General features: G+C 72.6%; 23 protein-coding genes and 1 pseudogene. 10 read left to right on the top strand and 14 right to left on the bottom strand.

The genetic code is table 11. The features are described from left to right. Entirely contained in the window at nucleotides 1-618 is a 618-nt protein-coding gene (locus JT723_RS19045) for a TetR/AcrR family transcriptional regulator (RefSeq protein ID WP_205045891.1), read from the bottom strand. Nucleotides 619-848: 230 nt separating this feature from the next. Between JT723_RS19045 and JT723_RS19040 the strand changes: the two genes are divergently transcribed. Next, complete coding sequence (locus tag JT723_RS19040; RefSeq protein ID WP_205045890.1) at nucleotides 849-3,020, top strand: MMPL family transporter; 2,172 nt, start codon at nucleotides 849-851, stop codon at nucleotides 3,018-3,020. A gap of 20 nt (nucleotides 3,021-3,040) precedes the next feature. On the opposite strand, the gene JT723_RS19035 is transcribed toward JT723_RS19040, so the two are convergent. From JT723_RS19035 to JT723_RS19025, 3 genes are all read right to left on the bottom strand, one after another. Beyond that, on the bottom strand, nucleotides 3,041-3,841 hold the full coding sequence (locus tag JT723_RS19035) for a sugar isomerase domain-containing protein (RefSeq protein WP_205045889.1): 801 nt from the start codon (nucleotides 3,839-3,841) through the stop codon (nucleotides 3,041-3,043). Nucleotides 3,842-4,053: 212 nt separating this feature from the next. After that, nucleotides 4,054-4,560, bottom strand: a complete 507-nt coding sequence (locus tag JT723_RS19030; protein WP_205045888.1) for a ricin-type beta-trefoil lectin domain protein — start codon at nucleotides 4,558-4,560, stop codon at nucleotides 4,054-4,056. Between the two features lie 152 nt (nucleotides 4,561-4,712). Next, complete coding sequence (locus JT723_RS19025) at nucleotides 4,713-5,930, bottom strand: hypothetical protein (protein ID WP_205045887.1); 1,218 nt, start codon at nucleotides 5,928-5,930, stop codon at nucleotides 4,713-4,715. A 179-nt stretch (nucleotides 5,931-6,109) separates the two neighbouring features. Here JT723_RS19025 and JT723_RS19020 point away from each other — a divergent pair, with 179 nt between their 5' ends. Then, nucleotides 6,110-8,215, top strand: a complete 2,106-nt coding sequence (locus tag JT723_RS19020; protein WP_205045886.1) for an outer membrane protein assembly factor BamB family protein — start codon at nucleotides 6,110-6,112, stop codon at nucleotides 8,213-8,215. A gap of 60 nt (nucleotides 8,216-8,275) precedes the next feature. On the opposite strand, the gene JT723_RS19015 is transcribed toward JT723_RS19020, so the two are convergent. After that, entirely contained in the window at nucleotides 8,276-9,313 is a 1,038-nt protein-coding gene (locus tag JT723_RS19015) for a LacI family DNA-binding transcriptional regulator (RefSeq protein ID WP_240165850.1), read from the bottom strand. A 174-nt stretch (nucleotides 9,314-9,487) separates the two neighbouring features. Between JT723_RS19015 and JT723_RS19010 the strand changes: the two genes are divergently transcribed. The 6 genes from JT723_RS19010 (at nucleotide 9,488) to JT723_RS18985 (ending at nucleotide 15,810) form a co-directional block, all read left to right on the top strand. Beyond that, nucleotides 9,488-11,731, top strand: coding sequence for an RICIN domain-containing protein (locus JT723_RS19010; RefSeq protein ID WP_205045885.1), 2,244 nt, complete (start codon nucleotides 9,488-9,490; stop codon nucleotides 11,729-11,731). A 112-nt stretch (nucleotides 11,732-11,843) separates the two neighbouring features. Continuing rightward, entirely contained in the window at nucleotides 11,844-12,851 is a 1,008-nt protein-coding gene (locus tag JT723_RS19005; RefSeq protein ID WP_205045884.1) for a carbohydrate-binding protein, read from the top strand. A gap of 71 nt (nucleotides 12,852-12,922) precedes the next feature. Continuing rightward, nucleotides 12,923-13,432 (top strand): hypothetical protein, encoded by a 510-nt coding sequence (locus JT723_RS19000; protein ID WP_205045883.1) that lies wholly within the window; start codon nucleotides 12,923-12,925, stop codon nucleotides 13,430-13,432. A 107-nt stretch (nucleotides 13,433-13,539) separates the two neighbouring features. Next, nucleotides 13,540-14,451: an EamA family transporter gene (locus tag JT723_RS18995; protein WP_205045882.1), complete on the top strand. Its 912-nt coding sequence runs from the start codon at nucleotides 13,540-13,542 to the stop codon at nucleotides 14,449-14,451. A 113-nt stretch (nucleotides 14,452-14,564) separates the two neighbouring features. After that, nucleotides 14,565-15,206, top strand: coding sequence for an ATP-dependent Clp protease proteolytic subunit (locus tag JT723_RS18990; RefSeq protein ID WP_205045881.1), 642 nt, complete (start codon nucleotides 14,565-14,567; stop codon nucleotides 15,204-15,206). Between the two features lies 1 nt (nucleotide 15,207). Beyond that, entirely contained in the window at nucleotides 15,208-15,810 is a 603-nt protein-coding gene (locus JT723_RS18985; RefSeq protein WP_205045880.1) for a ClpP family protease, read from the top strand. Between the two features lie 90 nt (nucleotides 15,811-15,900). Here the strand turns inward: JT723_RS18985 and JT723_RS18980 are convergent, their stop codons facing one another. Further along, nucleotides 15,901-16,365: a helix-turn-helix domain-containing protein gene (locus JT723_RS18980; RefSeq protein WP_251512686.1), complete on the bottom strand. Its 465-nt coding sequence runs from the start codon at nucleotides 16,363-16,365 to the stop codon at nucleotides 15,901-15,903. A gap of 185 nt (nucleotides 16,366-16,550) precedes the next feature. Here JT723_RS18980 and JT723_RS18975 point away from each other — a divergent pair, with 185 nt between their 5' ends. Next, entirely contained in the window at nucleotides 16,551-16,781 is a 231-nt protein-coding gene (locus tag JT723_RS18975) for a hypothetical protein (protein ID WP_205045879.1), read from the top strand. 8 nt (nucleotides 16,782-16,789) lie between these two features. On the opposite strand, the gene JT723_RS18970 is transcribed toward JT723_RS18975, so the two are convergent. The 8 genes and pseudogenes from JT723_RS18970 to JT723_RS18935 form a co-directional block, all read right to left on the bottom strand. Further along, on the bottom strand, nucleotides 16,790-17,467 hold the full coding sequence (locus JT723_RS18970; protein WP_205045878.1) for an NAD(P)-dependent oxidoreductase: 678 nt from the start codon (nucleotides 17,465-17,467) through the stop codon (nucleotides 16,790-16,792). Nucleotides 17,468-17,664: 197 nt separating this feature from the next. Further along, the gene (locus JT723_RS18965) at nucleotides 17,665-18,906 is read right to left on the bottom strand and encodes a cytochrome P450 (protein ID WP_205045877.1); all 1,242 of its coding nucleotides are present in this window, start codon (nucleotides 18,904-18,906) and stop codon (nucleotides 17,665-17,667) included. 26 nt (nucleotides 18,907-18,932) lie between these two features. Next, on the bottom strand, nucleotides 18,933-19,994 hold the full coding sequence (locus tag JT723_RS18960; protein ID WP_205045876.1) for a polyprenyl synthetase family protein: 1,062 nt from the start codon (nucleotides 19,992-19,994) through the stop codon (nucleotides 18,933-18,935). A 16-nt stretch (nucleotides 19,995-20,010) separates the two neighbouring features. Continuing rightward, nucleotides 20,011-22,689 carry a cytochrome P450 gene (locus JT723_RS35200; RefSeq protein ID WP_240165849.1) on the bottom strand — a complete coding sequence of 893 codons (2,679 nt, stop codon included), beginning with the start codon at nucleotides 22,687-22,689 and terminating at the stop codon, nucleotides 20,011-20,013. A 338-nt stretch (nucleotides 22,690-23,027) separates the two neighbouring features. Next, complete coding sequence (locus tag JT723_RS18950; RefSeq protein ID WP_205045875.1) at nucleotides 23,028-24,452, bottom strand: MFS transporter; 1,425 nt, start codon at nucleotides 24,450-24,452, stop codon at nucleotides 23,028-23,030. A 143-nt stretch (nucleotides 24,453-24,595) separates the two neighbouring features. After that, nucleotides 24,596-25,249, bottom strand: coding sequence for an AAA family ATPase (locus tag JT723_RS18945; RefSeq protein ID WP_240165848.1), 654 nt, complete (start codon nucleotides 25,247-25,249; stop codon nucleotides 24,596-24,598). Nucleotides 25,250-25,350: 101 nt separating this feature from the next. Next, a pseudogene (locus JT723_RS18940) lies at nucleotides 25,351-25,737 on the bottom strand (ferredoxin reductase domain-containing protein); the annotation flags it as partial. A 68-nt stretch (nucleotides 25,738-25,805) separates the two neighbouring features. Then, a complete protein-coding gene (locus JT723_RS18935) occupies nucleotides 25,806-26,003 on the bottom strand; it encodes a DUF6126 family protein (protein ID WP_205046026.1) in 198 nt (65 codons plus the stop codon). A gap of 313 nt (nucleotides 26,004-26,316) precedes the next feature. On the opposite strand from JT723_RS18935, the gene JT723_RS18930 reads away from it, so the two are divergent. Then, nucleotides 26,317-26,679: an ArsR/SmtB family transcription factor gene (locus tag JT723_RS18930; protein ID WP_205045872.1), complete on the top strand. Its 363-nt coding sequence runs from the start codon at nucleotides 26,317-26,319 to the stop codon at nucleotides 26,677-26,679. Nucleotides 26,680-26,692 lie beyond the last annotated feature (13 nt).

Here is a 26,692-nt window from a genome sequence, read left to right as displayed (position 1 = left end):
TCAGCGCCGGGTGAGCAGGGGGAGCAGGAGGTCGTCGACGATGCCGGTGAGCACCTCGTCGGGGACGGGCGCTCCGTAGATGATGAAGTGGTGGTCGACCAGCGCGGGTGCGAAGCCGATCACCGGCGGTCTGACCGCCTCTGCGGGAATCTCGCCGCGCGCCGCGGCACGTTCCAGGATCTCCCGCATCAGCTTGTCGCGGCTGGTGAACATCTGGGCTCGTAGGTTCGCGGTGTCCTCAGGGTTGGTGAGGTTCTCGGCCATCAGCCCGCGGGCGGCCTCGCCGAAGAGCCCGTTGAGGCTGTCAGCGCCCCGGCGCAGCACGGCGAGGACGTCCCCGCGCAGGCTGCCGGTGTCCGGGACCGCCATGGGTCCGCCGCCGCGGTGGCGCAGCGCGGCGACGACCATCTCAGCCCGGTTGGGCCAGCGCTTGTAGAGCGAGGCCTTGCTGGTGCGGGCACGGGTGGCGACGCTCTGCATGGTCATCCGCCAGTAGCCGACCTCCGCGAGTTCGGCGAGGGTCGCGTCCAGGATCGCCGCCTGCAGGACCTCGCCGCGGCGCCGCGGCCCCTTGCGGTGGTCGACCGCCTCCCCGGGTTCTCCGGCGGGAGTGGTCACCGGCCGCACCTCCCGGACGCCGACTTTGTGCTGCGAAGCATGTCGAGCACCGTAGCAAGCACCCTGCGTCCTTCGTGGCACCGCACACCCACGGGAGCACACCCACGGGAGCACACCCACGGGAGCACACGCAGGGGAGCGCGCCCCCACAGGCAGAGAACCGCCAGTTCTCAAAATATGTTAGCGTCCCGATAGAGAACGCGGCGTCTAGTTAGGTTGGGGTGTGGCTGATGCGGGCCTTCGCACGATGGTCGGTACAGCGGCGGGGACGGGTCATCGGCGTGTGGGCGGCGCTGATCGTGCTGCTGGCGGGCGGGGCGGCGCTGTCGGGCGGTGCGGACTACCGGAACGGCTTCAGCTTCCCCAGGTCGGACTCCCAGGCGGCCCAGGCCCTCGCCCGGGACGCCTTCCCCGCGGTCTCGGGCGACGTGGACAGGATCGTGTGGCACTCCTCCGCCGGCCCCGTCACCGACCCTGCGGTACGCGAGCAGGTGCAGCCGATGCTGCAGCAGGTCGCGGCGCTGCCCCACGTCGCGAGTGTCGCCGGCCCTTACACCGCCGGATCTCCCGCGGTCTCGCAGGACGGGCGGACGGCCTTCGCCACCGTCACCTTCGACGCCCCGGCCGCCGAGGTGCCCAAGGCGGCCGTCGCCGAGGTGATCGACACCGCGCAGGCCGCCCGCACCGCAGACCTGCAGGTGGAACTGGGCGGGCAGGCGATCGAGCAGTCCGCCTCCTCCGGCCCCGGCCCGCTGCTGGCGATCGGGCTGGCCGCCTCGGCGCTGGTGCTGCTGGTGCTGTTCGGCTCGGTCACCGCCATGCTGATGCCCCTGCTCACCGCCCTGGTGGCGCTCGGCGCAGGCGTCAGCGTGAACGCCCTGGTCACCCATGTCATGGACCTGGGAACCTCGAGCGAGGCGATCGCCTCCATGATCGCGCTGGGCGTCGGCGTCGACTACTCGCTCTTCATCGTCTCCCGCTTCCGCGCCCTGCTCGCCGAGGGCCGCACCCCGCGGCAGGCAGCCGCCGGGGCGGTGAACACCTCCGGGCGGGCCGTGCTGTTCGCCGGCGGCATCGTGGTCCTCGCACTGCTGGTCCTGCTGCTGTTCGGGGTGAGCATCACCAGCGGCATCGCGGTCGCGGCCGCGGTCGAGGTGTTCTTCACCATGGCCGCCGCGCTCACCCTGCTGCCCGCGGTGCTGTCCCTGCTGGGACACCGGGTGAACAGCCTGCGCGTACCCGGACGGCGCCTGACCGGCAGCGGCGGCGTCTCACCGCGGATGGCCGCCTGGGCACGCCTGGTGCAGCGCCACCGGTGGCTCGCCGCGAGCGGGGTGGCCGCCGTGATGCTCGTGCTCGCGCTGCCGGTGCTGACGCTCCACCAGGGCAACCCGGACGCCGGCACCGACCCGCCCGCCTCCACCACCCACAAGGCCTACCACCTGCTGGCCGACGGCTTCGGCCCCGGCTTCAACGGCCCCCTCCAGCTCGTCGCCACCCTCCCCGAGCCGTCGGACGCCGCCGTCCTGACCGACCTGGCGAAGACGATCGGCAACGATCCCGCGGTGGCCTCGGTCAGCCCGCCGCGGACCAACCCGGCACGCACCGCCGCCGTGCTGTCGGTCACCCCCGCCACCTCGCCGCAGGCCACGGCCACTGCCGACCTGGTGCACCGGCTGCGCGACGCGGTCATTCCCCGTGCCACCGCCGGCAGCGGTGTCGCCGTCCACGTCGGCGGCCCCACCGCCTCCTTCATCGACCTGTCCTCGCTGCTGGGCAGCCGGCTGCTGCCCTTCGTCGCGGTCGTCCTGGCGATCGGCTTCGTGCTGCTGCTCGTCCTCTTCCGCTCCCTGGCCATTCCGCTGACCGCGGCCGTGGTGAACCTGCTGTCCATCGGTGCCGCGCTCGGCGTGGTCGGCTTCGTCTTCCAGCACGGCTGGACCGGGCTGCCGCCGGCCCCCGTCTCGTTCGCCGTGCCGGTCATGATGTTCGCGATCGTCTTCGGCCTGTCCACCGACTACCAGGTCTTCCTGCTCACCCGCGTACAGGAGGAGTACCTCGGCCACCGCGACAACTCCCGGGCGGTGCGCGAGGGGACGGGCCGGGTCAGCGGGGTCATCACCGGCGCCGCGGTCATCATGATCGCCGTCTTCGGGTCCTTCGCCCTGGGCGGTCAGCTGCTCTTCCAGCAGATCGGCATCGGCTTCGCCGTCGCCGTGGCGCTCGACGCCTTCCTGCTGCGCCTCGTCCTCGTGCCCGCGGTCATGCACATCCTCGGCGACCGCAACTGGCGCCTGCCAGGCGTCCTGAACCGGCTGCCCCGCATCCACCTGGAGGAGGCCCCTGCCGCGCGGCCCGCCGCAGGGCCGGACGCGAAAGCCCGCGCTGACGCCGACGTCTGACGGGCCGTTCGCGTCCGGCCTCAGGCCTCGACCGGCCGCAGCCGGCCCGCCCAGGCCTGCTCGGCCTCGGCGTTCGGGGCGTCCGCCCCCGCGGTGTTCATCGAGCGGTACACCGGGACGTGCACCCCGCGCCGGCCGAGTTCGCCGATCGCGTGGGCGACCAGCAACTGCGCGATGAGCACCGCGCTCAGCGTGGACGTACCGCATGCGGAGCCGCCGGTTGGCAGCGGTACGACGGCGTCGCCCAGCGGCGTCATCGTGTCCACCACGACGTCGGCGTTGTCGAAGAGGGTCGTCGCCGATGCGTCGCGGCTGGGCACCGCGCGGCTGTGGGTCAGCGAGCCGACCGCGATCACCGGGACCGAGCGGGCGCGCACCAGGCGGGCCATCTCCACGACGGCCGGGTTGACCCCGGAGTTGGACGCGATGACCATGACGTCGCCCGCCCGGACGTCGTGCAGCGCGAGCACCGACCCGGCGACGCCCGGCTCGCGTTCCAGCTTCGGGTCGCGGATGGTCTCGGGCGGCAGGCCGCCCCACAGCACGAGGTCCTTGATCGCCAGCAGGTTCGTGGGGATGAACCCCCCTGCCCGGGCGACGAGTTCGAGCGCCACGCTGCGCGAGTGGCCGGTCCCGTAGGCGTGCAGGATGCCGCCGGAGGCGAGCGCGCCGGCGATGAGGGCGCCGCCCGCGGCCACGGCCGGGCGCTGCTCGGTGGCGACCCGGCCGAGCTGGGCCAGGGCGGTCGCGGCGAAGGTGTCGGCGAAGCCGGCGGCTCCGGCCGTCGTCTCCGCCTCGGTCGTCGGGCGATCTGCACTCACGGCGGCACCTCTCGCGGTGAATTATGGCTAGGACCGTAATGAGCCAACACCGAGTGCGGGGGATAGTCAACCCCGCCGCGTACGACAACGGCGGGTGGCCGCACGGCCACCCGCCGCACGGCAGGACCTCCCGGCGCGACCGGGCTTCGGTGCCGCGGTCGCGCCGGGCGGTCCTGGCCGTACAGGTCACGTCACGTCACGCCACGGCGTGCTCAGTAGTGCGTGCCGTTCCAGGTCCAGCGCCCCACCTCGATGCCGGACTGGCCCCAGGGCGTGGAGTAGACGGCGTCACCGTTGGCGGAGGTGCGCAGGTCGTTCTCGCCGCTGTAGGTCGACAGTTCGCTGTAGTCGCCGTTCCACAGCTGCCCGGCGTTGAGGCCGCTGTCGCAGGCGCTCAGCCACACTGCGTTCGTGCTGGTCTTGTCGTCGGTGGTGAGGCACTTGCCGGTGGCCGCGCTCTTCAGCTGGCGGTAGGTGATGCCACTGGGGTAGGCGGTGTAGGAGCTGCCCCAGTTCCAGTACGTGCCGATCGACTGGTCGCAGGGGCCGGACCAGACGTTGCTGGTCGTGGTGGAGCCGGTGAGGCAGTTGCCCTCGTAGGCGTTCTTGTACACCCAGTCGGTCGCGGCGAAGGCGCTGGACATCGAGCCCGTCACGGTGAGCATGACGGCGGCGAACAGCATGGGCAGGGTCAGGTGCAGGGTCTTGCGAGATTTCATGATCGCGAGGATTGGGGGCGCGGATGTTGATCACGTGAATCGAACATGAACATGCCGTGTCGCGGCGGTCACGCTCTCGGCATGCACGCGTCAGTAATCCCGGCTCCCGGCGAACCGGGCTCTCGGTGACACGCGCTCAGCGGCGCGCGCTCTCACAGATGCAGGCGGTAGGTGACGAGCGGCCGTCCGCTGCCTTCGAGGCCCTGCAGCCCGGTGGGCTGCGCGGCGCCCGCCCGCTCAAGGCGGTTGAGCACGCGCCGGGCCGTCCGCTGCTGCACGCCGAGCGCGGCGGCGACCGAGCGGGTGGTCACCGTCGCGTCGTCCTGCTCGGCGAGCATCTCCTGCAGCCGGACCAGGGTGGTCTTGGCCAGCCCCGCGCGCTGGCTGAGCAGCGACAGCGACGGGCGGCGCGGCGGGCGCGCCGAGGTGCCGGAAAGGGTGAGGTCGATCTCGTTGCGCAGCGAGACGACCGCCGCGACCTTGCCCAGGTGCCCGGCCCGGGTGAGTGCGCGCCGGGCCAGCGCCTCGGCCTCGGCCGCGGTGGCGCCGATCCCGAAGCCCACCCGTGCGCTGCCGTGGCTGGCGCCGAGCTTCTCGACCAGGGGGAGTTGGGTGAAGCCGGAGGTCGCCGCCTCCAGCGGCCCCCGGGTGGTGAAGACGATGAAGCGGCCGTCGTCCTGCATGACGGCCGTGCCGCCCAGGCTCCTGGACTCGCGGCGCAGCTCCGCCCCGGCCTCCGCGGGGACCTCGCAGATGCCGACCGCGACCTGCGCCTCGTCCGAGCGCGCCTCGCCGAGTGCGACCAGGAGCTGCTGCATGGCGTAGCGGGCCGAGTGGATGGACGGCGCGAGCCGGATGGCGGTGGTCTCCTGCGCGAGCACGGTGTAGGCCGAGCGCAGGCATGTGATGGCGGCGCCGGTGCCGGCCGCGGCCCGCTCCCGGTGGAAGGCGACGATGTCCTGCGAGGTCAGCCCGCGGCGGTAGGGCAGGACGTGCACCCGGGAGGTGGCGACACCCGCCTCTTTCAGCGTCTCCTCCACCTGTCCCGCGTCGAGGATGTCGATGCTGAAACTGGCCGGGTCGTGGCCGTCGCGCATCAGCTGGATGAGCGCGGTCAGCAGCGGCGCCCCGGTGTAGTTGACGAAGCTCGCCGGCTGGTCGAGCACGCCGGCCGCGGACGCGACCTCGTAGGGCATCACGCCGGTGAAGAGCCACGCGTCCACCTCGCCCGGCGCCCCGCGCACCACCTCGGCGGTCTGCGTCTCGGTGCGGTAGGGGAGCGGGACGGTCGTGACGCCCGCCATGTCCTCGACGATCCTGCAGGTCGACGTCACCAGATCCCGCGGCCCGACGACACCCACGGTGACCATGCGCGACCTTCTTCCGCCCTGCGTTGCGCCCCTGCGTGCCGGATGGCGCTGCTGCCGATCATCCTACGGCTGCGGCCACCGGCCAGGACTGCCCGGCGTGCACGGGCCTTGACCCGCTGCGGCGCGCAACCCTAGGGTCGTAATTACGGTCGGGTCCGTAATTACGAACGGAGTCATCCATGGTCTGGTGGCGGCGCGCGATCACCGCACTGACGGCTCTTGCATCCCTGCTCGCCGTGGGCGGTACGGCGGTTCCCGCGGCCACGGCGGCCACGGCGGCCTCGGCCGCCTCCGCCTCTGCGGCGCCGCAGACGTGGGACCGGGGCACCATCCCGCTGTACTCCACGACCTCCGCGGGCGGCGAGACCGCGCGCATGCCGGACGGGTCGGTGCGCACCTACCTGGCGGTCAGCGGCAAGCCCGCCTACCTCGCCGAGGTCGACACGTTCTCCGGCAAGGTCCTGCGGATGATCCCGCTGTACGTGCCCGGCTCCTCGGCGGAGGACCCGCCGGACACCGGCGCCCAGGGCGCGTGGGGCGTCTCGGTCGACAAGCGCGGCACCGTCTTCGTCAGCACGTACGGCTTCGGCCACGTCTACCGGCTGCCGTGGAAGGCCGCCGCGGTCGAGGACCTGGGCCGGCCGTCGCCCCGGACCAGCTTCACCTGGGAGGGCGACACCGACAACCAGGGCGTCTTCTACTTCGGCACCAGCCAGTTCTTCGGCCCGGCCCCGCTGCCGGGCGGACGGCTCTTCTCCTGGGACCCGGCCACGCGCAAGTACCGCGACTACGGGGACTTCGGCGCGGCCTACGGCTACGTGAGGTCCGTCGAGTACGCCGACGGCAAGATCTACGCGGGCCTCGGCCCGAGCACCGCGCTGTGGCAGGTGGACCCCAGGAGCGGCCGGCGCGTGGAGATCCCGCCGCCCGCGGGGATGCCCACCGACAAGTACGCCTACCAGCTGGAGGACGAGGGCGGCTACCTCTACGTCCTCTTCGCCGGCGGCACCACCGCCCAGGTCGGATGGGTGCTCGACCTGAGGACGCTGCGCTGGACGCACGAGATCCCCGGGTACGCGGGCCAGACCGTCACCGGCGCCGACGCGCGCGGCCGGGTCTACCTCGTGGACTCCGGCGAGCTGAAGCGGTACGACCCCAGGCGCGGCGTCCTGACGCCGACCGGTTTCGCCGGCGGCAGCGAGCAGGCCGACAAGGGCGGCCTCGGCGCGGGCAAGGGCCTGGCCCGGGCCACCGACCCGGCGACCGGCCACGAGACGATCGTCGGCGCCACCTCGGGCGGCGACCTCTGGCGCTACGACACGGTCACCGGGACCGGCACCTTCGGCCACCTCGACGGACTCCGCGGCACCCCGACGGCCCCCCGCTCCCTGGCCACGGGACCCGACGGGCGGGTCTACGCCGGCGGCTACTTCCAGGGGGGCCTGGCCGTCTACGACCCGGCGACCACGACCTGGACCTCCCACCCCTTCCCGCACCAGATCGAGGGCATGAGCGCCCACGCGGGGAAGATGTACTTCGGGGTCTATCCCAACGCGCAGCTGTGGGAGTACGACCCCGCGCAGCCCTGGGGCGACGCCAACCCCCGCCTGCTGTTCGACCTCAAGCAGGAGGGCCAGGAGCGGCCCTGGACGGTCGTGAGCGCCGGCCCCTACCTGGCGGTCGGCACCTCGCCGAAGAACAGCAGGACCGACGGCGCGGTCACCCTCTACGACCCGTCCACCGGGCAGCGCAGGACGTACACGTCCGGCCTGGTCACCGGGGCCAACCAGATCTCCGCGCTGGCCTACCGCGACGGTGTGCTCTACGGCGGCTCGCTCGGCTGCTGCAACTTCGACGGGTCCAAGCACCCGGGCCAGGTCTTCGCCCTCGACGCCGCGTCGGGCGACGTGCTGTGGCGCTCCACACCGCTCCCGCAGGAGCAGGGCGTCGCGGGCCTGACCTTCGACGGCCGGGGGCGGCTCTTCGGCCAGACCTACGGGACGGTCTTCGAACTCGACCCGGCCACCGGCGCCCTGGTCCGCTCGGTGCAGGAGTTCGCCTACGACTGGAGCGTCGTGGCGAACTTCCAGCCGCGGGCGGTGAACATGGCCTGGGACGCAGGCGACGACAGCATCTACACCACGAACGGCGTGACGAGGCGCATCTCGCCCGACACCCTGGCGGACGCCGGCCCGAACTTCCGCACCAGCTTCGCCTCGGTGGCGCCGGGGCCGAGCAAGTTCTACGTGCAGGGCGGGAACCTGCTCGAAGTGCGCTGGTACTGACGACCGCACGCACCGGCCGCCCGCCGTTGGCACCGATAACATCGATGCCCGGCGGGCGGCTCAGCGGTCGAGCAGCCTGGCGGGACCCGTACTGGCCCTGACGACAAGGGCCGGCTCGATCGAGGCGGGCGCGGAGGCCGCGGCGGGGTCGGCCAGATGGCGCATCAGGTGGGCGACCGCGAGCGCCCCCAGCTCCGCGAAGGGCTGGGAGACCGTGGTCAGCGGCGGCGAGCAGAACCCGGCGAGCGCGATGTCGTCCACGCCCACCACCGAGATGTCCTCCGGCACCCTGCGGCCCAGTTCGTGCAGGGCGCGGATCAGGCCGAAGGCCATCTCGTCGCTGGCCGCGAAGACCGCGGTGACGTCCGGGATGCGGCCCAGGATCAGCCCCGCCCGGTAGCCGGACGCGGGCGACCAGTCGCCGTCGATCTGCGGCGGCACGGTGCGGCCCTCCGCCTCCAGCGTGTCGCGCCAGCCGCGCAGCCGGCTGGCGGCGTCCAGCCACTCGCCGGGCCCGGCCAGGTGCCAGACGGTCTCGTGGCCGAGGTCGAGCAGGTGCCGGGTGGCCAGCCGGGCGGCCAGCGTCTGGTCGACGGCGACGACCTCGGTGGCGGGTGTGCGCGAGCCGTCGATGGTGACGGTGGGCAGCGCGGCGGTGAGCTGCTCGATCCGCCGGCTGACATGGATGAGCGGCACCGCGAGCACGAACCCCTCGACGCCCTGGTCGGCCAGCCGGGACATGGCGGCCTCGATGGCGGAGGTGTCCAGGGAGGGCGTGGTGGCCGCGGCCACCGAGAAGCCCGCCTCCGCGGCGGCGCGCTCGATGCCGTACATCAGGCTGGTGCGCGAGTAGTAGCCGGTCTGCAGGGAGACCACGCCGATGGTCAGGCTGCGGCCCGAGGACAGCACGCGGGCCGCGTCGTTCTTGCGGTAGCCCAGCTGCTCGACGGCGGCGAGCACCTTGGCCCGCGTGCTGTCGTGCACGTTGGGGTGCCCGCGCAGCGCCCGCGACACCGTCTGCGGCGAGACGCCCGCGACCCGGGCGACGTCGGCCATCGCCACGCGGCCGTCCCGCGCCGCCGCTCTGCTGTGTTCCATCGGCAACCCCCTGTCTTCCGCCGTGATGGTAACGCGCTACATCAACCCGCCGTCGCGGACCGCCCGACGGACCGTCGGCAGATGTATTGGCATCGGTATCAGGCTGTGCCATAGTTCCCGGGCACCGCCGCCCCCGCCCGGCAATCTGCGTACCCCCCAGCCAAGGAGCCGTCCATGGCCGCCCTACGCCCGCCGTTCGCCGCAGGGATCGCCGCCGCGATCCTGGTGCTGGCCTGTGCCACCACCGCGTCGTCCCGACCGGCCCCGGCATCCGCCCCGGTCCGAGCCCAAGCCGCCGGCTACACCGTCAGCGTGGGCGCCCCGGTGCCCTTCACCCACCCCACCGACACGCCCGCCTCGGTCTACACCGACAAGGACGGCACCTTCCACTACCAGCAGTCGGCCGCCCTCTACGGCGCCGACGACCCCCGCAGCTGGGACTTCTACACCGGCACCGACTTCGACAGCGCCTCCTTCGACCGCCCGCTGAGCACGGCGGTGAACCCGGCCAACCCCGCGGACAGCAACGGCGACACGACCTGGCGCTGCAACAACGGCCCGACCGGCCTGGCCGCGACGAGCGCACCCGCGGGGTCCGGCTACGCGCAGCGCGACTACTGCGACCTGTCAGGGGTGTGGGTGGACCCCGACACCGGCGACTGGTACGGCCTGGTGCACAACGAGTTCACCCCGCAGCCCTTCGGCGACGGCATCCACTACGACGCCATCGACTACGCCGTCTCCCGCGACCAGGGCAGGACCTGGACCATCCGCGGCCACGCGCTGACCTCCCCGTACAGCACGAAGCGCAACGACACCGCGGCCTTCCCCAACCAGACGTACTACTACGGCGACGGGGACCAGCGGCTGTTCACCGACACCGCGTCCGGCTACTTCTACGTCTACTACGGCTCGCGGGTGGTGGAGAAGGGCGGCAGCTGGTCGGCCTTCCAGGAGCATGTGGCACGCGCGCCGATCTCGGCCAAGATGGCGCCCGGCTCGTGGCAGAAGTGGTACGACGGCGCATGGTCGCAGCCGGGCACGGGCGGCCGGGAGAGCAACATGGTGCCGGTCGACGCATCCGGCGCCGGCACCGGCTACACCCCGGTCACCGCGGACTACGACCCGGCGAACACCGGCACCGCCGCCCAGCAGATCGCGGCGGGGAAGATGCCGCCGACCTCGCCGCTGTTCGTCATGAACATCGCCTACGACGCCCACCTGCGGCTGTACGTCGGCGAGCCGCAGGCGGTGAACCAGGACGGCACCGAGCCCCAGCACCTCTACGCCACCGACGACCTGAGCACCCAGAAGTGGCGCCCGATCGGCGACACCGGCAGCTACACCACCGCCTCCTGGTACCGCTGGTTCCTCGACGGCGCCAACCGCACCAGCTCCACGATCGTCGGCAGGACCTTCCGCTCCTACTGCTCCTTCGGCTGCTCGGGCGGCTCGTCCGGCGAGTACGTGAACGTCACCGTCGACCCCGCCACCCCCGCCGCGCCGCCGGTCGACACCTCCAGGGCCTACCGGATCACCGCCGCGGGCGGCCGGGTCCTCGCCCAGGCCTCCGGCGGTTCCGCCGCCACCTCGGTTGCCGCGCCCACGGGTTCCGCCCTGGAGTCGTGGACCTTCACCCCGGGCGGCGACGGCTCGTACCGCATCGCCAACACCGCCACCGGCGGCCTGCTCGGCGTCGACTCGGCCGCCACGGCAGGCCGCGCCTGGGGCGCCCGGCCCACCGTCGGCGCGGCTCCCGCGGGCGGCCCCGGCGTCGGGCAGCAGTGGTTCGTCGTCGCCGACACCTCGGCGGCCGGCGCACCCACCGGCACCTACCGGCTCGTCAACCGCTACAGCGGCCTGGTCCTCGCCCTGTCCGCGGACTCCGGGCGGCTCGCCGAGACCACCCCGGCCCGCAGCTGGACCGACACCACCGGCAGCGCCGTCGGCGGCTCCCGCACCGCCGCGCAGCAGACCCTCTCGCTGGTGGCGACCGGCTCCGCGCCGGTGGTCTCCGGTACGCACACCGCCGTCGCCTCGGGCAAGGCGCTGGACGACCCCGACCGCTCCACCGCCCCCGGCACCCAGCTGATCACCTGGTCGCCGAACGGGGCGAAGAACCAGAACTGGGTCTTCGCCCGCCAGCCTGACGGCTCCTACCAGATCACCAGCAGCCGGTCGGCGCTGTGCATGGACGTCGACGGCGGCTCCACCGCCCCCGGTACCGCGGTGATCCAGTGGACCTGCACCGGCGGTTCCAACCAGCGCTGGACCCTCATCCCGGCCGGCGGGGGCACGTACACCGTCCGTTCTGTCAGCAGCGGCCTGCTGCTGACCACCGCCTCCACCGCGGACGGGGCCCACGTCACCCAGCAGCCGGACACCGGCTCGGCCTTGCAGCGCTGGACCATCGGCTGACGGGGCGGCCCACCGGCCGCGAGCCAGGGGGGAGCTGACCGCGTCGGCGCCTGTTGGCATGGGCATGCTCACCTATGCGTTACCCCCACCCTCCTGAGAGGAGCGCACCAGCGTGAGAAGTCCCAGGACCACAGCGGCCGTCCTCGCCGCGACCGCTGCCATGCTGCTGGGCGGCGGCACGGGTGTCGCCGCCGCACGTCCCGCAGCGCCGTCGGCCGCGGCACCGTCCGCCGTCACCTCCGCCGCAAGTGCCGCGGCCCCCGCGGCCGTCGGCGTCTGCAGCTCGACCGCCCTGGCCGGCGGCTCCGTGCAGGGCGCCCTGGCGCCCGCGGAAGTGCAGCGGCAGCTCTCGTCGCTGACCGCGCAGCACCGCGCGCAGTACGGCATCCCCGACAAGGGTCCGCTCGGCACGGGCAGCAGCGCGGGCGCCGGCGCCGGAAGCACCGCCGTCCGGCCGCTGGTCAGCATCCACCCGGCCCAGGGCACCGCCTTCAAGTCACAGTCCGGCGCCGACGGTTCCTGCGCCACCCAGTCGGTCACCACCCAGCTCACCGTGAAGAACAGCGCCACCACCATCTACACCCCGACCATGTACCCGCCCGGCGGCTCCTGCGTCGAGCTGGTCACCGTCTACACCACGTCCGTACGCGCGGTCTCCGCGTGGGACTGGTGCAGGAGCGTCAGCTTCGCCGCCTCCGTACCGATCAACAGCTCCTTCCTGAGCACGTACACCAACGGCTCCAGCGCCTACACCGGGCGGGTCGTCAGGACGTCCGCCGCCTCCAACACCTGGACGGCGGCGCTCTACAACTACGCGGCCGGCCGCTGGGACACCCTCTTCACCCAGTCGGGGACCAACCAGTCAGGGCGCACCGACGGCTGGGACATCGAGGAGCTGTACTCGGCCACCGGCTCCTCGGGCCGGGCCTACTCCTGCGACGACATGGCGGGCCTGACCTTCGAGTCGAGCAGCATCTCGGTGCGCAACAACGGCACCTGGTCCGTCGCGACCTCCGCGAACTCCGACACCCACTACGACCAGCCCAACAGCGCCTTCTACTGCCCGACCCGCAGCTACCAGATGCTCAGCACCTACGACCACTGGAGGGCGGTGGGCTGACAGAACCCACTCCCGGTGCGCCCCCGGCGGGGCGCACCGGGCCGGGTGGACCGCGGTGCCATCGTGGGGGGATGACGCTTCAGGGCACCGCCACAGGCCCGCTGGGTGTGCCGTGGCAGCGGCTGCTGTTCGGCGGTGTGTACGGGACCGTGCTCGCCAGCTCGCTGGCCTCCGCCCTCGACTCCGACAGCGGCGAGCCCAACGCGGGCTACGACGCGCTGTGGATCCTGGTGGCGGCACTGGCCGCCGCCGCGGCCCACGGCTACGCCCACGCCATCTCCCACTGGACGGCCGACGGGAAGAAGGCCACCGCAGAGAGCGTCCGCGCGGTGCTCGCCGAATGGCCGCTCGTGGCCTCCGCCCTCCCGACGGTGGCCGCAGTGGCGGGCGCCGCCGCCGGGTGGTGGGGCGAGCAGGCCGCGGTCGACGTGATCCTCACCGTCAACACCGTCACCCTCTTCGGCTGGGGGCTGCTGGCGGCCCGGACGGCCGGGCAGGGCTGGGCTGCGTCCTGCCGGGTCGGCGCCGTCGACGTGCTGCTCGGCCTCTTCATCGTCAGCGCCAACGCCCTGACCCACTGAGCCCGGCTACCGCGGGCCGGGAAGCGCCATCGGGAATCCGGAGGCCGGAAGACCGCCGCCCGGGAAAACCGCGTGCCCCACCGCGGCCGGTCTCCGAGAATCCCCCTGTGGCCATCCTGAACGCCGACGGGGCCGATGCCGCCTCGGTCCCGCGCACCTCCCCGACCGTGCTCGCCGGTCGTGCCTTCGGCGCGATCCCGCCGCCCGCCCTCGTCCTGGTGGGCATCCTCAGCGTCCAGGTCGGCTCGGCTGTGGCCAAGCAGCTGTTCGGCGAGGTGGGCAGCTTCGGGACGGTCGCGCTGCGGCTCTTCTTCGCCGCCGCGGTGCTGATGCTCTTCTGGCGGCCGTCGCTGCGCATGGACCGCAGAGCGTGGACCGTGGTGGTCGGCTACGGCCTGGTCCTGGGCGTGATGAACCTCTGCTTCTACCTGGCCCTCGACCGGCTCCCGCTGGGCATCGCGGTGACCACCGAATTCCTCGGCCCGCTGGCGGTGGCCCTGGGCGGGTCGAGACGCTGGCTCGACGTGCTGTGGGCGCTGCTGGCCGGGGGAGGCGTGGCTCTGCTGGTGGAGGGGCGCGGCGAACTCGACCTCGTCGGCCTGCTGTTCGCCCTGGCGGCGGGCATCTGCTGGGGCCTGTACATCCTGCTCGGCGCGGCGCTGGGCCGCCGCACCACCGAGGGCAACGGCCTGGCCGTGGGCATGGCCGTCGCCGCCCTGGTCGCCGTCCCCTTCGGAGTGGTCGACAGCGGCACCGCCCTGGTCCGGCCCTGGGTGCTGCTCGCGGGCCTCGGCGTGGCACTGCTGTCCTCCGTGGTCCCCTACTCCCTGGAGCTGGAAGCCCTCCGCAAGATCCCGCCGCATGTCTTCGGCATCCTGATGAGTCTGGAACCCGCCATGGCGGCGCTGATCGGCCTGGTCGTCCTCGGCGAGTCCCTGCACTGGTCGCAGTGGGCCGCGGTGCTCTGCGTGATGGCGGCGTCGGCGGGTGCCACCCGCGGCGCCCGACCCGAGGCCTGAGGGTCCCGCTCTGCCGGTGGCGAATCTGCGGCGGGCAGAGACCGGGCCTGCGGGGGTCCTGCGAGGTCAACAGTGGGGTGGACGGCAAGTCCTGATCCGACAAGGAGACCCGGATGACTCCACTGACCGCCCTTTCGCCGCCCCGCGCGGAGGAGGGGGACACGCCTCCCAGCCGCTTCGACGACCATCTCGCCGCCCAGCTGCTCGCCCAGCGCATCGTCCTGCTCGGCACGCAGGTCGACGACGTGTCGGCCAACCGGGTGTGCGCGCAGCTGCTGATCCTGTCGGCTGAGGACCCGCGCACCGACATCTGCCTGTACATCAACAGCCCCGGCGGCTCGGTGACCGCGGGGCTTGCCATCTACGACACGCTGCGGCTCATCCCCAACGACGTCTCGACGCTGGCGATGGGGTTCGCCGCCAGCATGGGGCAGTTCCTGCTCACCGTGGGGGCGCCGGGCAAGCGCTTCGCGCTGCCGAACGCGCGGATCATGATGCACCAGCCGTCCGCCGGCATCGGCGGCACCGCGGCGGACATCGAGATCCAGGCGGAGAACCTGGAGTTCACCAAGAAGGCCATCGAGCGGATCACCGCGGAGCACACCGGGCAGAGCCAGGAGACGATCGCCAGGGACGGCGACCGGGACCGCTGGTTCACCGCCGAGCAGGCCAGGGAGTACGGGATCGTGGACCGGGTGGTGGAGACGCTCGCCGACATCCGCCCGGACGCGTCCCGCCGACGGATGGGGCTGTGACATGGGGTCCTACACCGTTCCTTACGTCGTCGAGCGGACCGCGCAGGGCGAGCGGTCCTACGACGTGTTCAGCCGGCTGCTGAACGAGCGCATCATCTTCCTGGGCACCGAGATCGACGACGGGGTCGCCAACGTCGTCATCGCGCAGCTGCTGCACCTGGAGTCGGCGAGCCCGGAGCAGGAGATCTCGATCTACCTCAACTCACCGGGCGGATCGTTCACCTCGCTGATGGCGATCTACGACACGATGACCTTCGTGCAGGCGCCGATCTCCACCTTCTGCGTCGGCCAGGCGGCGTCCACGGCCGCGGTGCTGCTGGCCGGCGGGGATCCCGGGCGGCGGTTCGTGCTGCAGCACTCCCGGGTGCTGCTCGGCCAGCCGGCCAGCGGCGGCCGGCAGGGGACGGTCTCCGACCTCACCCTCGCGGCCAAGGAGATGGGCCGTATCCGCTCGCAGGTCGAGGAGGTCCTGTCGCGGCACACCCACCACGACGTGGCGACGCTGCGGGCGGACATGGACCGGGACAAGGTCCTCACCGCGGAGGAGGCGGTGGCCTACGGGGTCGCCGACGAGGTGCTCAGCCGCCGGCTCGCCTTCGCCTGACGGCCGCAGGACCCGCGACCCGCCGCCCGCGTCTGATGCGGGCGGCGGGTCCGGGTCGGGGCAGGTCGGGGCAGGTCAGGTCAGGTCGGGTCAGGCGACCAGGCACAGCCCGTTGTGGTGCGCGGAGGGCGAGGACGTACGGCCGCGTGCCACCCGGCTGCGGGCGTGCCTGGCCAGCTCGTCCTGGGCGAGCGAGAGCAGGTCGGCGAGGCCGAGGCCTAGGGCGTGGGCGGCCGCCGCGATCACCTCGGACGAGCCCTCCTTGCGCCCGCGCTCCAGCTCCGACAGGTACGGCACCGAGATGCGTGCCTGCTCGGCGACGTCCTTGAGGGTGCGCTCCTGCGCGAGCCGCTCGCGCCGCAGCGCGTCGCCCACCAGGTCCCGCCACAGCGGCTCCCTGGGCGCGGGCGCCTGCCGGACCGGGAGGGGACCGGTCACGGGACCCGGCGCCGCCGCCGGGGTCACGCGGCCGGCTCCCGGCTGCGAGGTCTGCGGCGCGGCCTGCGGGCGGCGCAGCGGGATGACGCGGGCTTCGTTCGGCGCATGAGTGCTCACCTCTTCAGCCTAGGGACCCGCGGCCCCGGCGGAAGGGAGCGGCGTTCTGCCCTGGGTGAAGCGCCGCCGCCCGGCTGCGGGTCGGCGGCCGCAGCCAGGGGCGGTTTGCGGCGCTCTGTACGGGTTATCCGACACTCATGGCGCCGGTCCCGACCGTTTCCGCGCCATGAGCGAAGGAGGCCGCCGTGACCACAGTCGGTAACCACCGCCCGGGCCCGGGCCACGACCTGCGTCTTCTGGTGTCGGCGATCTCCGCGCCGGTCCTGCTGGCCATCGCCGGCCTGCTGTGCTGGTGGGCGGTGAACTCGGGACCGGATGGCAGGGCCGCGCTGCTGATCGTCGCCACGGTGTGCGCGGTGCTCTTCTTCGTCGTGTCGGCCGACGCCGTCAAGGCCTGGCGCCACGCCCACCACTGACCCGCGGGTCAGGTGGCGATGCCCAGGGCGTGCCCGACGGTCGCCTGGTCCTGCACGCAGTGCAGCATGAGGTGGGCGACGTCGGCGCGCGGCACGCTGGTGCCGCCCCTGAGGTTGCGGTCGACCGCCGTGCGGTAGGTCGCGGTCAGCGGCTTGCCGGTGAGCCGGGGCGGCCGGACCACCGTCCAGTCCAGCCCGCCGGCGCGCAGCACGTCCTCCATGGCCGCGAGGTCCGCGAAGACCTTGCCCAGGAAGAGCCGGCCCAGCGGCGCGGCGACGTAGCGCATCGCCAGGGTGTCGCCGGGGTCGTGCCGCGGCGGGTGCGGCCGGCCGGGGGAGGGGAGCGTCGAGACGGGCGCCGCGCTGACCGCGACGATCCGCCGCACCCCTGTCGCGCGCATCGCCTCGACGACTGCCTGCGTCCCAGAAGCGGTGTGCCCGGCGTCGGCCTGCCCGTGCGGGCCGAAGCCGGACAGTACGGCGTCGGCGCCGTCGACGGCGCTCCGCAGCGCCTCCGGGTCGGGTGCGGACAGGTCCGCGGTGACGACCCGCACTTTGGGTCCTGCCCGCTCGCCGAGCTTGGCCGGGTCGCGGACCACGGCGGTCACCTGGTGCCCGGCCGAGAGCGCCTGCCCGAGCAGGTGCCTGCCGACGCCGCCCGTCGCGGCCACAACGGTGAGGTTCATGCCCTCCGCCTCTCGTTCACGGCCCGCTGCCGGGGCCTCTCCCACCGGGAGGGCCCCGCTGCCGGAACTGTGACATACGGTGCGTCCGGAAGGGCGTACGCACCGCGGTGCCGTGTCGGCTGCCTCGGCCCGGGCGGCGGACGGCCCGGTACGCACCCGCTGCGTACCGGGCCGTCAACCGTCGTCCGCGGGCCGGGTCAGGCGCGTACCAGGGGCAGTTCGGTCAGCGCGTGGAAGATGAAGCCGCCCGGCAGGTACTGCGCTTCGAAGTCCTCGGGCAGCGCCAGGTCGGGGATCAGCTCCGCGAGGGTCTCCACGGCGATCCGGGTCTCCAGGCGTGCCAGCGCGGCACCGGCGCAGAAGTGGACGCCGACGCCGAACCCCAGGTGCTGGGGCGGCCCCTGCCGGTCCAGCCGGAAGGTGTCGGCGTCCTCGACCCAGCCGGGGTCGCGGCCGACCGCCGCGAACATCACCCGCAGCCGGGCTCCCGCGGACAGCTCGGTGGCGCCGACTCTGGTGTCCTCGGTGGCGACCCGCAGCGCGCCCTGCACGGAGGAGTCGTACCGCAGCGTCTCCTCGACGGCCGCCCCGGCCAGGGTGCGGTCGGCGACCACCGCCTGCCACAGCTCCGGCTGCTGCAGCAGCTGGTGGACGGTGTTGGCGATCAGGTTGGTCGTGGTCTCGTGGCCTGCCGCGATCATGAACCGCAGCGCCACCACGGCCTGGTCCTCGCTGCACACCGGGTCCTCGGCGCGTGCGGCCCGTGCCAGGCCGCCGGCCAGGTCGTCGGTGGGCTGCTCGCCGCGCCGGTGCAGCAGGTCCCGCAGGTAGGCCTCGTAGACGGGCACGGTCTTCGCGGCCTGCAACTGCTGCTCGGGCGGCAGCGGTACGACCTGCAGGGCCAGCCACATGTCGTTCCACGCCTTGACGGTCTCGCGGTCCTGCTCGGGTATCCCGATCAGCTCGCAGATCACCGTGTACGGCAGCGGGTAGGCCACCTGCTTGAGCAGGTCGCCCCGGCCCGCCGCCGCGAAGTCCGCGATCAGGGTCCGGGAGATCCGCTCGATGCCGGGCGTGAGCCGGCGCAGGCTGCGCGGGGTGAAGTACTCGCTGATCAGCGTGCGGAAGCGGGTGTGGGCGGGGCCTTCGACGTTGTAGATGGCGTTCTGGAAGAAGAGGGTGCCGTCCAGGACCTCGCGGCTCTCCGGGGTGAAGGGGTAGGAGCCTTCGAGGTTGTAGCGGCTGGTGAAGCCCGGGTCGCGCAGGACCGCGTCCAGCTCCTCGCGGCCGGTGACGATCCACTCGTCGAACTTCTCGTGGTGCGCGACCGGAATGCTGGTGCGGCCGGTCGCGTAGGCGTCGTAGGGGCACTTGCGGTAATCGGCAGAGCCCGGGTCGAAGATCTCGTGGACCGGCCTGTCCTGAGCGGTGTCTGTCATGCCGAACTCCCTTGTGTGGGGCTGGTTCAGTGCGAGCGGTCGGCGATGAAGCGCGCCAGCTCGGTGAGTTCCGCTGCCGCGCCGCGGTTGACGGCGACGTCGTCGATGACCTCCAGGGCCTGGGCCAGCTGCAGTTCGGCCCGGCCCTCGGTGAAGGACCTGCCGCCCACCCGCTCGATCAGCTCGGCCGCCTGACGTACGGCCAGGTCGACATCGAAGGCGTCCGGGTCGGCCTCCAGCAGCTCGGCGAGGGCGGGCGCGTGCGCGGCGTCGTCAACCCCAAGGGCGAAGACCACCGGCAGCGTCTTCTTGCGCCGGCGCAGGTCGCTGAAGACCGGCTTCCCGGTCACCGCCGGGTCGCCCCAGATCCCCAGCAGGTCGTCGATCGCCTGGAAGCCGGCGCCCAGCCGGCTGCCCGCGGTGGCCAGCGCGGCCGTCGCGGTCGGGCTGCCGCCGCCGAAGAGGGCGCCCAGGCCCGCGGAACAGGCCAGCAGCGAGCCCGTCTTGTTCGCGGCCATCCGCGTGTACTGGTCGACGGTCACCGCGTCGGCACCGGTCCACGGGCGGTCCTCGAAGGCGATGTCCTCGGACTGCCCGTCGACCAGTTCGATGAGCGTCGTGGACAGCATGGCGGCCGCCTCGGCCGCTGCGGTCCCGCTGACGGTGGCGAAGGCGAGCGAGAGCAGCGCGTCGCCCGCGAGCATGGCGGGGCCGACGCCGAAGGCCTTCCACAGCGTCTCCTGGTGCCGCCGCAGCTCGTCGCCGTCCATGATGTCGTCGTGGATGAGGGAGAAGGCGTGCACCAGCTCCACCGCGACGGCACCCGCCACGGCGTCCTGCGCCGACCCGCCGACGGCCTCGGCCGACAGCATCGTCAGCGCGGGCCGCAGCCCCTTGCCCCGGCCGCCGCCGCGTGCGGCACCGGCGGAGTCGCTCCAGCCGAAGGCGAAGGAGGCCATGTGCCGCACCCCCGGGGGAAGCCGGTCGACCGTGTCGCGCAGCGCGGGCAGCACCATCCGGCCGCAGCGCTCCAGGGACTCCTGCGCGCTCGGGGCCGTCGGCTGACCGAGACGCGTCCGATTCGTCATGGTGTACGACCCCGTCTCAGCTGATCTCGGAGGGCGTGGGGCTGCCCGTTCGTACGCGCCGGCGGCGCGGTGTCGGGATCATGTCCAGCGGGCCCGTCCCCAGCGAGGCCTTGGGCACGGCCACGTTGGGCTTGGCGCCGGGCGCGGGCCGCAGCTGCCAGCGGGTGGCGATGGTGGCGAGCGTCAGCGTGGTCTCGGCCTGCCCGAAGGCGTCGCCGATGCACTTGCGGTTGCCCGCGCTGAAGGGCACCATCGCGCCGCGCGGCACGCCGGCGGACCGGTCGGGCAGCCAGCGGTCCGGGTCGAAGCGCTCGGGGTTCTCGAAGTGCGCGGCCTGCCGGCCGAGCGCGTAGGGGCTGTACATGACGATGGTGCCGGGTTCGAGCACCTTGCCGGCCAGCTCGGTGCGCTTGGTGGTGGTGCGGGTGAGCAGCCAGGCCGGCGGGTACATCCGCAGCGTCTCGTTCAGGACCCGCCAGGTGTAGTCCAGCCGCGGCAGGTCCGCGAACTCCGGTGCGCGGCCGTCGGGCAGCACCTCGTCCAGCTCGGCGTGCAGCCGCCGCTCGATCTCCGGGTGTTCGGCGAGCACGTGGAAGACCCACGCCATGGTGTTGCCCGTGGTCTCGGTGCCGCCGATCAGCAGCGTCATGACCTGGTCGTAGATCTCCGCGTCGGTCAGCCCTGCGCCGGTGTCCTCGTCACGCGCGTTGACCAGGATGGACAGCAGGTCGCCCCGGTCGGTGCCGGCCCTGCGCTGGTCCTCGATGGTCTCGCCGATGACCGCGTGCATACGGGCACGCAGCGCGTCGAACCTGCGGTTGCCGGGTGTCGGCATCCGCTCCTGCCAGCCGGTCGGTGCGACCATCCGCTGGTAGACCCCGCGCATGATCAGCGGCATGCAGTACGCCACTTCCGGGATGGCCCGCTCGCCGACGCTGGTGGAGAACATGGTGCGGGCGGTGATGCGCAGCGTCAGCGCGTGCATGGCGTCGCTGACATCGAAGGCCCTGCCCTCCTGCCAGTCGGCGAGCACCCCTTCGACCTCCTCGCGCATCAGCGAGACGTAGCCGGGCATCCGCGAGGGGTGGAAGGCGGGCTGCAGCATCCTGCGCTGGGTGCGGTGGTCCTCCCACTCGGAGCTGACCAGGCCGTTGCCGACCAGCAGCCGCGCCTTCTCGAACAGCGGCCCGCCCTTGTCGAAGGTGCGCGCCTCCAGCAGCACCTGCATGACCAGGTCCGGGTGGCAGGCGAGGTAGGCCTTCTTCGGGCCGAGCCGGATCTCGACCAGGTCGCCCTGCCCGGGCAGCCCGGCGAGGAACTCCAGCGGCCTGCGCCACAGGTGCAGCGCGTGCCCGAGGACCGGCACGGCGCCGTTCGCGACGGCCACCCGCCACGTGCGGGGGGCGGGCCTGGTGCGCGGTGCCGCGGGGGCGGTCGCGGGGGAGCGGTCGGCGGCGGGCGCGGCTGCCGGAGCCGGGGCGGGCGCGGAGCCGAGGGCGCGGCCGTGGTCCACCGGGCAGCGGGCCGCCGCCCCGGCCGCCGGGCCGCCCGCGGGCTCGCGCGCCGCGGAGGACGGCTGGGACCGGAAGCGTACGACGGGCGCGTCGAGGTCCAGCCACCCCGAGGTGGACCCGTCCCACACCGAGCCGTCGCCGTAGTAGCGGGGCGTCAGGTACTCGAACTCCTGGCTGCCGCCCATCATGTGGTCCAGGGCGCGCAGATACGCCACCACGTCGGGGCGCTCGCCCAGCGGCCCGGCGAGCAGTTCGTCGCGCAGCGCGATGTAGGTGCGCTCGTGGTGCTCGACCAGCTCGCACAGCCGGTTGACCGCGTCCTGGATGCCGCGGCCCTCGCGCTCGGTGAGCACCCGGACGACGGTCATCTTGTCGTCCTGCGCCTGCTCCTTGCGCCACGACAGGAGGTCGTTGATGATGATCATCTGCCGTCGGCAGTGGTCGTGGACCTCGGCCAGCTCGGGCAGCACGTCGCTCATGTCGACGGCGGCGCCGTACTCGGTCATCAGTTCGATGAAGTCGCAGCCGAAACTGTCCAGCCGCACCTGGATGCACGTCTCGAAGTCCGGTACGTCGTCGGTCAGTTTGGCCCTGATCTCGCTGGCGCAGCCGCGCAGGAAGGCCGCCAGGCTCGCACCGAAGCGCCGCTTCTGGGCGGGGGACAGGCCGGGGCTGATGCGCCGCCAGAGGTCCTTGGCCGCGTTGCCGTACGCTGCCTCGGTCGCGCTGCGTGCGCCGGCGTCCGCCGCGGTGTCCGTCACGCGGCCCGCCGCGGCCTCGGCCGCGCCGCCGTCCGCGGTGAAGTCGGCGACGATGTCGGCGAAGACCCGCCGGGCCGCCCCGTCGTCGGCGCCCAGCCCGGAGCGGTCGGACACCGAGCTGTCGATGACCGTGACGTACTGGTACCAGTCGGCGATGTCGAGCGCCCGCTGGGCGTCGGCCTCCGGCACGGTCAGCGGGCCGTAGATGCCGTTGCGCTGCCGCAGGAAGAAGAGCAGCTCCGCCTCGCTCGCGAAGCATGCGCCGAGCTGCCGGCGGATCCAGCCGTTCGACGCAATCTCGATTTGTGCGGCTCTGGGATGGTAGGCGTAGGGGAGCAGCCGGGGCAGTTCCGGGTAGAAGACTTCGCGCACCGGTGCGGTGGATAATTCGGGCGATATTGCCTCGAAAATTTGCGACATGACCTAACCTTTACTTTTACGCTGCCGATTCGATCGAATCATCCGACGTCGGCGCGAGGAAGGTCAACATGGCTGGTATCGTTTGGCCAAAAACAGGGCGGCATTTTTCGGCAAAATGAGGCGCGAATATTCCGTTTCGTCTTTCGTTGATTGCAGGGCGCATTTTTTTCCGTGCCGGGAGATCGATAAACCAGCGGGCGCCCATTTTTATCCACCGGGAATGTGCACTTAACGTGGACTTGGAACCGGCTTGGCAGCCGCCGTGCCGGGCGTCGGAGGGGGTCCGCGGCGGCAGCGCTTTTCGGCCAGCGGAACCGCGGTGCGCGGGCGGTGCAGTCCTACCCGCGTGGCTTGGACTTGATCGCGGCCACCGCCAGGACCAGCGCGACCACGACGAAGCCGGTGCCGACCAGCAGTGCGTCGCCGATGCCGTCGGCCATGGCGGCCCGCCCCGCCGGGGCGCCGCCCGCGCCCGCGTCGTACACGGTCACCAGCACGGCCAGGCCCAGGGCGCCGCCGATCTGCTGCATCGTCTGCAGGATGCCCGAGGCGATACCGGAGTCGCGCGGCTCGACGCCGCCCAGGATCAGCGCGGTCAGCGGCATCAGGAAGGTCCCGATCCCGACACCGACCAGGATCAGCGGGAAGAGCGGGCCGGTCGCGTAGGAGGTGCCCGCGCCCAGCTGCGCAAGCCAGGCCACACCCGCCAGGATCAGTGCGATCCCGCTGATGATCAGCCGCCGCGGCCCGAACCTGGGCAGCAGTCGCGGTGTGGTGCGCGACATCGCGAACATGGCCGCGCCCATCGGCAGGAATCCGAGCCCGGCCCGCAGCGCGCTGAATCCCAGCACCTCCTGCAGGAACTGCGGGGTGAAATAGAAGACGCTGAAATTGCAGGCGAGCACAAGGAGCATCGCCGCGTATCCGGCGCTGCGGACCGGGTCGGCGAACAACCGCATCGGCATGATGGGATTGGCGACCCGGAATTGCGTGAAGAGGAACAGGCTGAGCAGCAGCACCGCACCGGCGAGCGATCCGACGGCCACACCGTCGGTCCATCCCGCCGACTCGCCGCGGATGAGCCCGTACACCAGCGCGGTCACCCCGGCCGTGGCGGTGAAGGCGCCGATGGTGTCCACGCGGCCCGGGCGCTTCTCGGGCGCCGCGATGTACTTCGGGGTGAGGACCACCGCGGTCAGGCCGATCGGCACGTTGACGAAGAGGACCCAGCGCCAGGACGCCCACTCGGTGAAGATGCCGCTGAGGATCATCCCGAGGGCCATGCCGAGACCGGCCAGCGTGGAGTAGACCGCCAGCGCCTTGTTGCGTGCGGTGCCCTCGGCGAAGTTGGTCACGAGCAGCGACATCGCACCCGGCGCGGCGAAGGCCGCCCCGACGCCCTGGGCCGCCCGGGCCGCAAGCAACTGCCAGTCGTCCACCGCGAATCCGCCGAGCAGCGAGCACACCGTGAACAGCAGCACACCGGCCATGAAGGTGTTGCGGCGCCCGAAGATGTCACCGGTGCGCCCGCCGAGCAGCAGCAGACCGCCGTAGGCGAGCACGTACGCGTTGAGCACCCAGGACAGGCCGGTGGCAGAGAAGCCCAGGTCGGACTGGATCTGCGGGAGTGCCACGGTCATCGCGGTGGTGTCGACGACGACCATCATCTGACAGGAGACGATGATGGCCAGGACGATGCCGGGGGCGTGGGCTAAGTGCCCTGTGGTGCCCGCTGCCGAGGTGCCGGACGTGGTCGAAGTCATGCGCGTTCCTCTGCGGTCGCGGGTATGAAGTTGTCAGAAGTGATGAGTTGTCAGAAGAGGTTAGCAGCGGCCTCCGGCCGTGTCCGGGCCGCCTCCCGCCGCCCGGTCACGCCCCGCGGGCGGCAGGTCGGCGGGTGGCGGGGTCAGCCGGCGGCCGGCTCAGGGCCGAAGCGGATCGCGTGCAGGGAGGCGGCACACCGCCGGTCGAGCAGCACGGCCGAGGCGTAACCGGGCGGCGGGGCGCCCGATGTGGCCAACTCCCTTTCCAGCGACAGCGACGCGCGCACATGCCGGCCGAGGGCGTACGGCGTGACCCCGCGGCCCCTGGCCTGCTGGCCCGCCACCGCCTCGCCCTCGCTGACCACCAACGTGATCAGGTGCACGGGACGTCGGCGGCGCCGGCTGGTGCGGGCGAGCCAACTGCGCACCCAGGCCTGCGAACCGCTGTCGTGCACCACCAGCGGCTCGGCCCGCCGCAGCGCGGTGCGCAGCCGCGCGTAGTGCTCGACCCGGACCAGCGGCCGGTAGACCCCGTAGGCCACCCACCCCGGCACGCGGGCCGCCCAGCGCTCCCTGACCGTCTGCGAGTCGGCGAAGGCGGCCCGCGCCGCCCGTGCGATCAGCGTGCTCTTGCCCGCCCCCGGCAGCCCGGTCACCACCACGACGGCCCCTGCCGCGTACTCCAGTTCCGCGACCCCCGGGCGGCACCGCAGATCCAGCAGCCCGCGCGGCCGCACCACCCGCCACCCCTGCGTGCTCGGGGCGCCGGGGGCGGGGAGGTCGGGGGAGGAGGCCACAACCGATGTGTAAAGGACTGGCAATCCCCAGGTCAAGTGGCCGCGGCCGGTGGCCCGGTGTACCGGGTGCGGGAGCTGTCAGAGCCGCACGGTCCTGCGGCTCACCGGCTGCGCCACAGGTCGGGGCCGAACACCTCGTAGTGGACGGCGGACGGGTGGACGCCGAGGGCAAGCAGGTCCCCGCGGACCGCGCGCATGAAGGGCAGCGGGCCGCACAGGTACGCGGTGCTGTCCGGGCGGGGGCGCAGGTGGCCGAGCGCGGGTCGCCCACTGCGCGCACCGGTGTGCGCGGACAGGTGCGCGTCCGTCTCGTACCACAGCTGCAGTTCGGCGCCCGCGAGCCGGGCGACCAGCTCCGCCTGCTCCTCCCGGTGCGGGTGGTCGCGCGGGCTGCGGGCGGCGTGGACGACGGTGACCTGGCGTACGCACGAGGTACGGGCGAGGTGGTCGAGCATGGCCAGCATGGGGGTGATGCCCATCCCCGCTGTCAATCTTGCATTTCATATGCGTATTCAGCTCGGGGTGAGCTGCGTCATGCCCGCGGCGGGCCACGGGGCTACTTGTGGGAGTTGGCTCCCAGGTAGAAGAGCAGCCACAGGAAGCCGGCGAAGAAATGGCCGGCGATGACGTAGACGACCACGCGCAGGGCGACGCCCCTCGCCTTGTACTTCTCGCTGCCCGCGCCGGGGTCCCTCGGGAGGGCTTCCGGCTGGGTGGCGGGGTCCTGGGCGGCGGGGGTGGGTGCGTCGGGCATGGCGGGCTTCCGTTCGGGTGTGCGCGGCTGGACGCTCGGACGCGACCAATGAATCATGTGCTCAATTGACGAATCATGCAACTGTGCAGGTGGGCGGCGTGCGGGCCGCGCCGCGGCCGTCGGGAGGCCGCCCCGGGTCGCCGCCATGGACTTGCCGTGGCGACGAATTGCAGAAATTGGCAATTCGTGATGTCATCACTGCTGCCATGGGGCGCGAGGATGGCGTCATGGCGACTGGATCTGTGTGCATGCGACGAGTGGCGGACCGGCCTTCCGGGCCGTCGACGGCCGGGGCCGGCGGGAGGGCAGGGCGATGAGCGCGCCTCTCTACCAGCTCAAGGCCGAGTTCTTCAAGACGCTCGGGCACCCCGTGCGCATCCGGGTGCTCGAACTGCTCAGCGAGCGCGAGCACTCGGTGGCCGAGATGCTGGCCGAGGTGGGCATCGAGCCGTCCCACCTCTCGCAGCAGCTGGCCGTGCTGCGCCGGGCGAACCTCGTCGTGACCCGCAAAGAGGGCTCGAACGTCTACTACTCGCTGACCAGCCCGCACGTGGCGGAGCTGCTGCGGGTGGCGCGCACGATCCTGTCCGGGGTCCTGGCCGGCCAGGCCGAGCTGCTCGCCGACCTGCGGGCGGCCTCGTCCGAGGGCGGCGCGACCGGGCGGACCCCGACGTAGCCCGCCGGGAGTG

The organism is Actinacidiphila bryophytorum, from assembly GCF_016916835.1.
In the GTDB taxonomy this organism is placed as follows: domain Bacteria; phylum Actinomycetota; class Actinomycetes; order Streptomycetales; family Streptomycetaceae; genus Actinacidiphila; species Actinacidiphila bryophytorum.
The sequence above is the reverse complement of the archived record's forward strand: the minus strand, read 5'-3'. Positions and strand labels throughout refer to the sequence as shown.

Coding starts and splice junctions, on each gene's coding strand:
- JT723_RS19040 (WP_205045890.1), top strand. CDS start 849: ATGCGGGCCTTCGCACGATGGTCGGTACAGCGGCGGGGACGGGTCATC.
- JT723_RS19030 (WP_205045888.1), bottom strand. CDS start 4,560: ATGAAATCTCGCAAGACCCTGCACCTGACCCTGCCCATGCTGTTCGCC.
- JT723_RS19025 (WP_205045887.1), bottom strand. CDS start 5,930: ATGGTCACCGTGGGTGTCGTCGGGCCGCGGGATCTGGTGACGTCGACC.
- JT723_RS19020 (WP_205045886.1), top strand. CDS start 6,110: ATGGTCTGGTGGCGGCGCGCGATCACCGCACTGACGGCTCTTGCATCC.
- JT723_RS19015 (WP_240165850.1), bottom strand. CDS start 9,313: ATGGAACACAGCAGAGCGGCGGCGCGGGACGGCCGCGTGGCGATGGCC.
- JT723_RS19010 (WP_205045885.1), top strand. CDS start 9,488: ATGGCCGCCCTACGCCCGCCGTTCGCCGCAGGGATCGCCGCCGCGATC.
- JT723_RS19000 (WP_205045883.1), top strand. CDS start 12,923: ATGACGCTTCAGGGCACCGCCACAGGCCCGCTGGGTGTGCCGTGGCAG.
- JT723_RS18990 (WP_205045881.1), top strand. CDS start 14,565: ATGACTCCACTGACCGCCCTTTCGCCGCCCCGCGCGGAGGAGGGGGAC.
- JT723_RS18985 (WP_205045880.1), top strand. CDS start 15,208: ATGGGGTCCTACACCGTTCCTTACGTCGTCGAGCGGACCGCGCAGGGC.
- JT723_RS18970 (WP_205045878.1), bottom strand. CDS start 17,467: ATGAACCTCACCGTTGTGGCCGCGACGGGCGGCGTCGGCAGGCACCTG.
- JT723_RS18965 (WP_205045877.1), bottom strand. CDS start 18,906: ATGACAGACACCGCTCAGGACAGGCCGGTCCACGAGATCTTCGACCCG.
- JT723_RS18960 (WP_205045876.1), bottom strand. CDS start 19,994: ATGACGAATCGGACGCGTCTCGGTCAGCCGACGGCCCCGAGCGCGCAG.
- JT723_RS35200 (WP_240165849.1), bottom strand. CDS start 22,689: ATGTCGCAAATTTTCGAGGCAATATCGCCCGAATTATCCACCGCACCG.
- JT723_RS18950 (WP_205045875.1), bottom strand. CDS start 24,452: ATGACTTCGACCACGTCCGGCACCTCGGCAGCGGGCACCACAGGGCAC.
- JT723_RS18935 (WP_205046026.1), bottom strand. CDS start 26,003: ATGCCCGACGCACCCACCCCCGCCGCCCAGGACCCCGCCACCCAGCCG.
- JT723_RS18930 (WP_205045872.1), top strand. CDS start 26,317: ATGAGCGCGCCTCTCTACCAGCTCAAGGCCGAGTTCTTCAAGACGCTC.